We start from the raw sequence: 10,475 nt of genomic DNA on the forward strand, positions 1-10,475 counted from the left end.
GCAAGGACGAGGGCGGCCGGCACACGCCGTTCTTCACCAACTACCGTCCGCAGTTCTACTTCCGCACCACCGACGTGACCGGTGTGGTGAGCCTGCCGGAGGGCACTGAGATGGTGATGCCGGGCGACAACACCGAGATGAGCGTGAAGCTGATCCAGCCGGTCGCCATGGACGAGGGCCTGCGGTTCGCCATCCGCGAGGGTGGCCGCACCGTCGGCGCCGGCCGGGTCACCAAGATCATCAAGTGACGCCGGTCTTCTCGACGTGGTAACCAGGAACTAGAACACGTTTCAGTTTTAGCTGCTAGCCTCGTCGGGTGAGCCAAAACCAGACCCTGCAGGGCAGGGTCGCGTTCGTCACGGGTGCCGCCCGCGGCCAGGGCCGGTCGCACGCGGTGGCGCTGGCCGCCGAAGGCGCCGACATCATCGCGCTGGACATCTGTGCGCCGGTGTCCGACAGCATCGGCTACCCGCCGGCCACGCGCGAGGATCTGGTCGAGACCGCCCGGGCCGTGGAGGCGCAGGGCCGCAAGGTGCTGGCGCGCGAGGTCGACACCCGCGATGACGCCGCACTGCGGCGCCTGGTGGCCGACGGCGTCGAGCAGTTCGCCCGGCTGGACATCCTGGTGGCCAACGCCGCGGTGCTGAGCTGGGGCCGACTCTGGGAGCTGTCCGACGAACAGTGGAACACCGTCATCGACGTCAACCTCACCGGTACCTGGCGCACCCTACGGGCCGTGGTGCCGGAGATGATCAAGGCCGGCAACGGTGGATCGATTGTGGTCGTCAGTTCGTCGGCCGGGCTGAAGGCCACCCCGGGCAACGCCCATTACTCAGCGGCCAAGCACGGGCTGGTTGCGCTGACCAACTCGCTGGCACTGGAGGTCGGTGAGTACGGTATCCGCGTCAACTCCATTCACCCGTACTCGGTGGACACCGCGATGATCGAGCCGGAGGCGATGAAGCGGGTGTTCGCCGCACACCCCAGTTACGTGCACAGTTTCGCGCCGATGCCGTTGCAGCCCAACGGGTTCATGACACCCGAGGAGGTATCCGACGTCGTCTCCTGGCTGGCCGGCGATGGCTCGGCAGCCCTGACCGGAGTCCAGATCCCGGTCGACAAGGGCGTCCTCAAGTATTGATGTCCAGTCCGCCCCGCACCGCGTCGAACGCGTCGCCAAGGGCCTGCGGCAGCGCCAACGACTCGTCGGCCAGCCACTGCTCGTAAGCACTGAGCGCAGTTCCCAGCATCACCCACGCAACCGTCTGTGGCAGTAGGTCGGTTGACTTGGCGCCGACGCGGCGAGCCACGAAGTCGGCGATGACGCCGCGCCAGCCGGCGTACATCGTCATCGATGTCATATTCTTACCGGGATTGTGAACGGGCTGACACCCGCTTGTCGAGCCCCTGATGACGAAAGGCAACGCTATGGACCAGGACAAGCAGAACGACACCGACAGTGAACTCGTCGCCGAGAGTCTGGTCGAAGAGGTGTCCATCGACGGGATGTGCGGGGTTTACTGACGTGCCGGCTCTTGCTGCTCGGGCGCGCGCAAACGGCGGCTTCGACCCCGACCGCGGTTGGCGGTTGCATTCGCAGGTGTCGGTGCGGGCCGAACCGTTCGGTGCGCTGCTGTATCACTTCGGAACGCGCAAGTTGTCGTTTCTGAAAAACCGCACCATCGTCGCGGTGGTGGGGTCGCTGGCCGACCATCCCGACGCCCGATGCGCGTGTCGCGCGGCCGGAGTCGATGACACCCAAATGGCCGTCTACCTGCGCGCCCTGGGGGAGTTGGCGGACTCGAACATCCTGGTCCGCAAAGAGGCGGCGGAGTAGTTATGACCGCCATGACAGCCCCTGCATCGGCTCCGCGACTCATCGACCAGTTCGAACACGGACTGGACGCGCCCATCTGCCTGACCTGGGAGTTGACCTACGCATGCAACCTGGCGTGTGTGCACTGCCTGTCCGCGTCGGGCACGCGTGACCCGCGTGAGTTGTCCACCCGGCGATGCAAGGACATCATCGACGAGTTGGAACGCATGCAGGTGTTCTATGTCAACATCGGTGGTGGGGAACCCACTGTCCGGCCAGACTTTTGGGAACTGGTGGACTACGCGACCGCGCACCACGTCGGGGTCAAGTTCTCCACCAACGGCGTGCGGATCACTCCGGAGGTGGCCGCCCGGCTTGCCGCCAGTGATTATGTCGACGTGCAGGTTTCCCTGGACGGCGCCACCGTTGAGGTCAACGACGCCATCCGGGGGCCGGGCTCCTATGACATGGCGATCCGCGCGCTGGAGAACCTGGCCGCGGCCGGATTCGCCGACACCAAGATCTCCGTCGTCGCCACCCGGCACAACATCGGTCAGCTCGACGACTTCGCCGCTCTGGCAGACCGTTACGGTGCCACGCTGCGGATCACCAGGCTGCGGCCGTCCGGCCGGGGGGTCGACGTCTACGAGGAGCTGCGTCCGACCGCGGGGCAGCAGAAGCAGCTGTACGACTGGCTGGTGGCCAAGGGCGAGCGGGTGCTGACCGGCGACTCGTTCTTCCACCTCTCCCCGCTGGGCGACCAGGGCGCCCTGGCCGGGCTGAACATGTGCGGTGCCGGCCGGGTGGTCTGCCTCATCGATCCGATCGGCGACGTCTACGCCTGCCCGTTCGCTATTCACGAGGAGTTCCTGGCCGGGAACGTATTGAGCGACGGTGGGTTCGACAACGTCTGGAAGCACTCGAAGCTGTTCAACGAACTGCGCAACCCGAAGGCCGGCGGTGCCTGCGCCAGCTGCCCGCTCTACGACGCCTGTCGCGGCGGCTGCATGGCCGCCAAGTTCTTCACCGGCCTGCCGATGGACGGGCCCGACCCGGAATGCGTGCTGGGTCACGGCGAGCAGGCGTTGACCCGCGAGCGGGATAAACCGCGCCCCAGCGGCGACCACTCCAGGGAGAAGCGCAGCAGGAGCTCGCGGCAGGCGAGCCGGCCGGCGCCCCCCAAACGTCCCTGCGACGACAGCCCGGTCTAGCCGTGGCGCGCGACATCTGGTTCGAAACTGTCGCCATCGCTCAGCATCGGGCAAAGAAGCGGCTGCCGAAATCGGTGTACTCGTCGTTGATCTCGGCCAGCGAGAAGGGTGTGACCGTCACCGACAACGTGGCGGCCTTCAGTGAGCTGGGCTTCGCTCCGCACGTGGTCGGTGTGACAGAAAAGCGTGATCTGGCGACAACCGTTCTGGGCCAGGAGATTGCACTGCCGGTTGTCATCTCGCCGACTGGAGTGCAGGCGGTCGACCCGCACGGCGAGGTAGCTGTCGCACGGGCGGCGGCAGCCCGGGGTACGGCAATGGGGTTGTCCTCGTTCGCCAGCAAGCCGATCGAAGAGGTCATCGCCGTCAACCCCAAGCTGTTCTTCCAGGTCTACTGGCTGGGTGGCCGCGACGCGATCGCTGAGCGCGTCGAGCGTGCCCGGCAGGCCGGCGCGGCCGGGCTGATCGTCACCACCGACTGGACGTTCTCCCACGGTCGGGACTGGGGCAGCCCGAAGATCCCCGAGCGCATGGATCTGCCGAACATCGTGCGGCTGCTCCCCGAGGCGCTCGCCCGGCCGCGGTGGTTCTTGAAGTACGCGCAGACCCTGCACGCGCCGAACCTGCGGGTGCCCAACCAGGGCCGCCGCGGTGAGCGCGGCCCGTCGTTCTTCGAGGCATACGGGGAGTGGATGGGCACCGCGCCGCCGACTTGGGCGGACATCGCGTGGCTGCGCGAGCTTTGGGCCGGACCGTTCATGCTCAAGGGCGTGATGCGCGTCGATGATGCCAAAAGGGCAGTGGATGCTGGTGTTTCGGCGATCTCGGTGTCCAACCATGGCGGTAACAACTTGGACGGCACACCGGCGTCGGTTCGCGCGCTGCCGGCTGTCGCGGCCGCCGTTGGCGACCAGGTCGAGGTGTTGCTGGACGGCGGCATCCGCCGCGGCGGCGATGTGGTCAAGGCGCTGGCGCTCGGGGCGCGGGCGGTGATGATCGGCCGTGCCTATCTGTGGGGCCTGGGTGCGGCGGGCCAGGCGGGGGTGGAGAACGTGCTCGACATCATGCGCAACGGGATCGACTCGGCGCTGATGGGCCTGGGCCGTGCTTCGGTGCACGAACTCGGCGGCGGCGACGTCCTGGTCCCGCCGGGTTTTGGCCGTGCGCTCGGCGTAGCTCCCGGGTAGGACGACCACCCAGCCGGGTCCCGGTACCTGGTACGCACGTGGCAGGCGGGGCTGACGTGGCCGATTAGTCGGATCCTTCGGATCGTGGTGCACATGCCGGAAAGAAATTATCAATTCAACTTGCCAATAACTGGTCCACCGCAGGTGATTTCGGCTTACGATCGGCGGGTGGCGCTCCCCGGCGAACTCGGTCCACTGACATCGAGCCAGCTAGCGGGAGCGTGGTCGACCGTGCTGGTCCCGGTGGGGTCGACCGAGCAGCACGGGCCGCACCTGCCCCTGGACACCGACACGCGGATAGCGGTCGCGGTCGCGCGGGAGGTCGCGGCGAGGTGCAGCACCGGTCCGCGGGGGCCGTGGCTGGTGGCGCCGGCCATCAGCTATGGCGACAGCGGGGAACACCAGAGTTTCCCGGGCACCATCTCGATCGGCACCGACGCGCTGACGCAGCTGCTGATGGAGTACGGGCGGTCGGCCTGGTGCTGGGCGCGGCGGGTGGTCTTCATCAACGGTCACGGGGGCAATATCGCAGCGTTGCGCTCCGCGGTCGGCCGGCTGCGCTTCGAGGCCCGTGACGTGTGCTGGTGGGCGTGCATCGCGGCGGGTGGCGACCCCCATGCCGGACACACCGAAACCTCGATTTTGCTGCATCTTTCGCCGACAGCGGTGCGATCCGGCCGACGTCGCCCGGGTAATCGGGCCCCGCTGCGCGACCTGATGCCGTCGATGCGTCGCGGCGGAGTGGCGGCGGTGAGCGCGATAGGCGTGCTGGGGGATCCGTCCACCGCGACGGCCACCGAGGGGGAACAGATCTTCAAGGCGATGGTCGACGGCTGCGTTCGAGCCGTCAGCGGCTGGGCGCCCGGTGCTGACGGGATGCTGCGATGACCCAGACCCGGTTGCCGGACGGTTTCGCAGTGCAGGTCGATCGACGGGTCCGGGTACTCGGGCAGGGCTCCACGCTGCTGGGCGGCTCGCCCACCCGGCTGCTGCGCCTGGCTCCGGCCGCTCAGGGGATGCTTTCCGACGGCCGCCTGGAGGTACAGGATGCGGCAAGCGCGCAACTGGCCCGCACCCTGCTCGATGCGACGGTAGCTCACCCCCGACCGTCCGGAGGGCCTTCGCATCGTGATATCACCGTAGTGATTCCGGTGCGGGACAACATGTCCGGGCTCAAACGCCTAATCGCGTCGCTGCGGGGTCTGCGTGTGATCGTGGTCGATGACGGGTCGGCGGTTCCGGTGAGCCAGGATGCCCTCACAGGAGGGCACTGCTGCACGGTCGAGGTGCTACGACACCCGCACAGCCGAGGGCCGGCAGCGGCGCGCAACACTGGACTAGCCGCCTGTACAACAGATTTCGTTGCCTTCCTGGACTCCGATGTGGTGCCGCGGCGTGGCTGGCTGGAGGCGCTGCTGGGCCATTTCTGCGACCCCACAGTTGCCTTGGTCGCGCCACGCATTGTCGCCATGCCGCACAGCGACAAGCTGATCGCGCGCTATGAGGCGGTGCGTTCGTCGCTGGACCTGGGTCAACGGGAGGCGCCCGTCGTTCCGTACGGGACGGTGGCTTATGTCCCTAGTGCGGCGATCGTCTGCCGCAGATCGGCGTTGGGCGAGCTGGGTGGGTTCGATGAGGCACTGCGGTCCGGCGAGGATGTAGATCTGTGCTGGCGGCTGATGGAGGCCGGGTCCCGCCTGCGCTACGAGCCCATCGCCCTGGTGTCACACGACCACCGTATCGAGCTGCGCGACTGGGTTGCGCGCAAAGCGTTCTACGGAGCCTCCGCGGCACCACTGTCGGCCCGGCATCCGGATAAAACCGCGCCGCTGGTGATCTCCGGCCGGTCGCTGCTGGGGTGGGTTCTGGTGGTGATCGGCTCACGCCTGGGCTACCTGGCGTCTTTGGTCGTGGCCATCCTGACCGGCCACCGGATCGGGAAAACCATGCGGGGCAGCGACACCGGGCCGCGGGACGTCGCGGTGGTGACCGGATGCGGCCTGAGCTCGGCGGGGTTGCAGCTGGCATCGGCGATCTGCCGGCACTACTGGCCGATCGCACTGCTGTTGGCGCTGCTGTCGCGGCGCTGCCGGTACGCGGTGTTGACGGCGGCGGTCACCGACGGCGTGGTGGATTGGATGCGTCACGGCACAACCGTCGAACGTGACGAGAGACCGCTTCCCGTGGTGTCTTATCTGCTCCTCAAACGGCTCGACGATCTCGCCTACGGGTTCGGGCTGTGGTACGGGGTATTGCGGGAACGCAACGCTGCCGCCCTCAAACCGCAGATTCGGGCCTGACGGTCACCTTGACGGTTGGCGAACTCCGTAGCGACGTCCTGATCATCGGCGCTGGAAGTGCGGGATGCATTGTAGCCGAGCAGCTTTCGTTGGACAGCAACTGTACGGTGACGGTGTTGGAGGCCGGCGTGGGCCTGGGCGACCCGGCCCTGCTGGCCCAGGTCGCAGATGGACTGCAGTTGCCGGTGGGCACCGCCAGCCCATTGGTGCGGCGTTACCGCACCGAGCTCACCGGGGAGCCCGCCAGCGCGGTGACCATCGTTCGTGGCGCCACTGTCGGCGGCTCCGGCGCGGTCAACGGTGGCTACTTCTGCCGCGGCCTGCCACGTGACTTCGACGGCTTCGGGCTGCCCGGTTGGGCCTGGCCGGACGTCATCGAGAACTTCCGGGCCATCGAGACCGATCTGGACTTCCGCGGGTCGGCGCACGGCGACAGCGGCCCGATCCCGGTCCGCCGAACGCATGAGATATGCGGCAGCACCGAGCTGTTCGTGACCGCTGCGCAGGACTTCGGCTTCGCCTGGATCGACGATCTCAACGATACCCACGGAAAACCCACGATTCCGCCGGGGGTGGGTGCGGTCCCGCTCAACATCGTCGACGGTGTGCGCACCGGGCCGGGGATGGGCTATCTGCTCCCGGCGCTCGGGCGCCCAAACCTTGCATTGTTGACGCAGACCGCCGCGGTTCGGCTGGAGATCACCGCCGGTCGCGCCGCCGGCGTGGAAGCGGTAGGCCCGGCTGGCCCCGTGCGCGTGGCGGCAAGCCGAATTATACTGTGCGCCGGTGCGATTGAATCCGCGCATCTCTTGATGCTCTCCGGTATCGGCGACGAGGCGATGCTGCGCAACGTCGGGGTCGAGGTGGTAGCCCCGTTGCCGGTGGGGATGAGCTGCAGCGATCACCCGGAGTGGGTGCTGCCGGTGGACTGGGCGGTGCTGGCGGGCAGGCCGGTTCTGGAGGTGGTTCTGCACACTGACGACGACGTCGAGATCCGGCCGTATACCCGTGGATTCGTGTCGATGATGGGTGAGGTGCCGTTGGGGCGTCCGGACCGGCCGCATATTGGTGTGGCGCTGATGCAGCCACGCTCGCGTGGTCGGTTGACGCTTGTTTCCGCGGATCCGGGCATACCGCCGCGTATCGAACACCGTTACGATTCGGATCCTGACGACGTTGCCGCACTGCGCCGGGGTGCTGCGCTGATCCGCGAGATCGTGGGGGCGGTAACGGGGGTGGGCCAGCCGATCTGGTCGACCTCACAGCACCTGTGTGGCAGCGCGCCGATGGGAACTGTGCTGGACTCGCGGTGCCGGGTCCGCGGAATCGACGGCCTGTGGGTGGTCGACGGGTCGGCGCTGCCTGCGGTCACCAGCCGTGGGCCGCATGCCACCATCGCGATGCTTGCGCACCGGGCTGCGGAGTTCATCGGGGGCGCAGCCGGTATCGAACCGGAAGGTGCTTGACCCGGCCGCCAGCTGCGCCTCCTGCAGGTCATCAGCAGCGGGCGCGGCTCGTTGATCCGCAACACGTTGTCACGTTCGATGCCCATGATGTCCGCGTGCTTGGTGATCGCCCAGAACGGCCGATACGGCGGGCAGTCCATCAGGGAGACCGGCGCGTGAGCACGCAGATGGGTCAGCGCCGCATGCAGCCGCGGCTCGTCGGCGTAGGCCGTCGGATCGGCGAATACCTTGGCGGCCTGGTCAACTATCGGCACGCTCATCGTCAACTCCTCACCGAGCCCGGGAGATTTCCGGCATGGGCCGGCGCTGTCGATTGTCGGCGGTCTCCGATGTTACTGGGACGGTTTCCGACGATCCGCCGACCGTGTTCCGCAACCCCCTTAAGCTTGAAGTTCGTGGCGATCGGATCAGCTCGTGGCCTAAGCGCCGGTGTTGCCGTGCTGCTGCTGGCGGGGGTGCTGGCGACCGGGTGCGCGCGCGGCGGCGGCGCAACGCCGCAGTCGCCGCGGCCGGGCGCTGAGATCTGGCTGGACGCCGCCGTGGTGCCCACCGCGGCCGGAATGGTACGGGGTGTGGTCGGTCGGGATCACCGCCTGTTTGAGGGCATCCCCTACGCGGCTCCGCCGGTGGGGCCGCTGCGTTGGCAGCCGCCGCAGCCGCCGGTGCCGTGGCCCGGGGTGCGCGACGCCCAGAAACCCGGTCCGTGGTGTGTTCAGGAGGTCGGGGACGCCCCGGTCGCGGGCGCGCTGACGCGCGAGGACTGCCTGACCCTCAATGTGTGGACCCCCACTGGCACCGCCTCCGGGCCCCGGCCGGTGCTGGTCTGGATTCACGGCGGCGGCTTCGTCAAGGGCAGCGGTGACATCTATGACGCGCAGCGGTTGGTCACCCGCGGCGACGTCGTCGTCGTCACCCTGAACTACCGGTTGGGGGCGCTCGGATTTCTGGCCGACCCCGTGCTGGAATCGACCCGCGGGGAGGGCAACTACGGCCTGGCCGACCAGCAGGCGGCGCTGCGCTGGGTTCGCGACAACATCGCCGGCTTCGGCGGCGACCCGACCAAGGTGACCATCGCCGGAGAATCCGCCGGCGCGATGTCGGTCTGTGATCACCTGGCTGCGCCCGATTCGGCGGGCTTGTTTCGGGCGGCGGTCATCCAAAGCGGGCCGTGTCAGGCGCAGGTCGACCTGGCGACCGCGGAGCGGATCAGCCGCGACTACGCCGCATCGATGGGCTGCGCCAGGGCAGATGTCGGGGCGGCCGCAGCTTGCCTGCGGGAACTGCCGGCCGGTGCGCTGGCCAAGCCGCTGTGGTATGCGCGCTTCGGCACCGACCGGCTGAGCGGTCCGGTTATCGGTACCAGGGTGCTGCCGGTGGATCCGGTTCGCGCGTTCGCCGACGGACCTGCCGCCCGGGTGCCGGTCCTGATCGGCATCAACCGTGACGAGTTCACCATGTTCGTGGCGCTGCGGTACCTGTCGGAGGGTCGAGAGCTCAGCGCTGCGGAGTACCCCGGCGTGTTGTCGGACACCTTCGGCGAGCGTGACGCCGCTGCCGTTTTGGCGCATTACCCACCCGAACAGTACGGCGGCAGCGTGTCACTGGCCTACGCCGCCGCCGCCACCGACGACGTCTTCGTCTGCCTCGCCGATCGGATGGCCGATGGGCTGGCCAGAACCGCACCGGGCGTCTACGCATACGAATTCGACGACCCGAACGCACCCGCGCCGGAGATGTACCAGCGGGTGCCGTTCCGGATCGGCGCCAGCCACTCACTGGAGATGCGCTACCTGTTCGACGTCGCCGGAGCGCCGCCGCTGGACGTCGCGCAGCGCAGGTTGTCCGACCAGATGATCGACTACTGGAGCCGATTCGTGATCACCGGCGCTCCGGAGGTTGCCGGCCAACCGAGCTGGCCCCCACTCGGAGCGGACCCGGGCTCGGGTCATGGCCCGTGGATGTCGCTGCGGACCAACGGCAGCCGGGTGGTGACCGACTTCGCGGCTCAACATCAGTGCGCGTTCTGGTCGAGTATCCGGGGGTAGGGAGCGGTAGGGACCGAAATCGACGTTAGCGCGAGAAGGTGCCAACCCAAGCCGAGAGCGCAGATTCGACCCGCCGTTCGGCCCTTGGAGCAGGATTTGGCCGATAACCCGACGTGAGGCATACTGGCTGGGTTGGCCCGCGCCGGGTTCGCACCCGGCCCGGGTATACGACCAGCGCCCACCCGGGCGCGTCCGGTCCCACCTTCGGAGCGTGGCGAGGTTTCGCTGCGGACGAGGCCGCGCGCGGGCGACACACCCGGCCGCGGGGGCCGGTGAACCAGGACAGGTAAACAGCGGCGGCAACACCCAACGCGACCCGGATGATGCGGGGCGCAGAGTAGACCGGGGCCGGACACCGGCCCTCAGCAGGAGCGAGGTAGCAGCAGCGTGGCGGGACAAAAGATCCGCATCAGGCTCAAGGCCTACGACCATGAGGCCATTGACGCCTCG

10 protein-coding genes and 3 pseudogenes are annotated in these 10,475 nt (G+C 68.1%); 11 read left to right on the forward strand and 2 right to left on the reverse strand.

Going from position 1 to position 10,475, the window contains the following annotated elements; all coding sequences use genetic code 11:
- Both AC2VON_RS16035 and AC2VON_RS16040 read left to right on the forward strand, forming a co-directional pair.
- On the forward strand, positions 1 to 248 hold a 248-nt coding region (locus tag AC2VON_RS16035), incomplete at its 5' end, for an EF-Tu C-terminal domain-related protein (protein ID WP_486953844.1).
- 68 nt (positions 249 to 316) lie between these two features.
- Complete coding sequence (locus tag AC2VON_RS16040; protein WP_486953845.1) at positions 317 to 1,141, forward strand: mycofactocin-coupled SDR family oxidoreductase; 825 nt, start codon at positions 317 to 319, stop codon at positions 1,139 to 1,141.
- Here the strand turns inward: AC2VON_RS16040 and AC2VON_RS16045 are convergent.
- A pseudogene (locus tag AC2VON_RS16045) lies at positions 1,131 to 1,355 on the reverse strand (acyl-CoA-like ligand-binding transcription factor); the annotation flags it as partial. The gene AC2VON_RS16040 and the pseudogene AC2VON_RS16045 overlap by 11 nt on opposite strands.
- A 73-nt stretch (positions 1,356 to 1,428) precedes the next feature.
- Here AC2VON_RS16045 and mftA point away from each other — a divergent pair.
- The 7 genes from mftA (at position 1,429) to mftG (ending at position 7,980) form a co-directional block, all read left to right on the forward strand.
- Positions 1,429 to 1,524, forward strand: a complete 96-nt coding sequence (gene mftA / locus AC2VON_RS16050) for a mycofactocin precursor MftA (protein ID WP_486953852.1) — start codon at positions 1,429 to 1,431, stop codon at positions 1,522 to 1,524.
- 1 nt (position 1,525) lies between these two features.
- Complete coding sequence (mftB, locus tag AC2VON_RS16055; protein ID WP_486953846.1) at positions 1,526 to 1,837, forward strand: mycofactocin biosynthesis chaperone MftB; 312 nt, start codon at positions 1,526 to 1,528, stop codon at positions 1,835 to 1,837.
- Positions 1,838 to 1,848: 11 nt separating this feature from the next.
- The gene (gene mftC / locus AC2VON_RS16060) at positions 1,849 to 3,027 is read left to right on the forward strand and encodes a mycofactocin radical SAM maturase (RefSeq protein WP_486953853.1); all 1,179 of its coding nucleotides are present in this window, start codon (positions 1,849 to 1,851) and stop codon (positions 3,025 to 3,027) included.
- A gap of 2 nt (positions 3,028 to 3,029) precedes the next feature.
- Positions 3,030 to 4,214 (forward strand): pre-mycofactocin synthase MftD, encoded by a 1,185-nt coding sequence (gene mftD / locus AC2VON_RS16065; protein WP_486953847.1) that lies wholly within the window; start codon positions 3,030 to 3,032, stop codon positions 4,212 to 4,214.
- Between the two features lie 144 nt (positions 4,215 to 4,358).
- The gene (gene mftE / locus AC2VON_RS16070; protein ID WP_486953848.1) at positions 4,359 to 5,102 is read left to right on the forward strand and encodes a mycofactocin biosynthesis peptidyl-dipeptidase MftE; all 744 of its coding nucleotides are present in this window, start codon (positions 4,359 to 4,361) and stop codon (positions 5,100 to 5,102) included.
- Entirely contained in the window at positions 5,099 to 6,514 is a 1,416-nt protein-coding gene (gene mftF, locus AC2VON_RS16075; protein ID WP_486953849.1) for a mycofactocin biosynthesis glycosyltransferase MftF, read from the forward strand. Before mftE ends, mftF begins: the two co-directional genes overlap by 4 nt.
- An 8-nt stretch (positions 6,515 to 6,522) precedes the next feature.
- On the forward strand, positions 6,523 to 7,980 hold the full coding sequence (gene mftG / locus AC2VON_RS16080) for a mycofactocin dehydrogenase MftG (protein WP_486953850.1): 1,458 nt from the start codon (positions 6,523 to 6,525) through the stop codon (positions 7,978 to 7,980).
- Here the strand turns inward: mftG and AC2VON_RS16085 are convergent.
- A pseudogene (locus tag AC2VON_RS16085) lies at positions 7,965 to 8,240 on the reverse strand (cytochrome P450); the annotation flags it as partial. The gene mftG and the pseudogene AC2VON_RS16085 overlap by 16 nt on opposite strands.
- A gap of 135 nt (positions 8,241 to 8,375) precedes the next feature.
- Between AC2VON_RS16085 and AC2VON_RS16090 the strand changes: the two are divergent.
- Complete coding sequence (locus tag AC2VON_RS16090; protein ID WP_486953851.1) at positions 8,376 to 10,025, forward strand: carboxylesterase/lipase family protein; 1,650 nt, start codon at positions 8,376 to 8,378, stop codon at positions 10,023 to 10,025.
- Positions 10,026 to 10,412: 387 nt separating this feature from the next.
- A pseudogene (locus AC2VON_RS16095) lies at positions 10,413 to 10,475 on the forward strand (30S ribosomal protein S10); the annotation flags it as partial.

The sequence above is a fragment of the Mycobacterium sp. TH-M82 genome, from assembly GCF_057473605.1.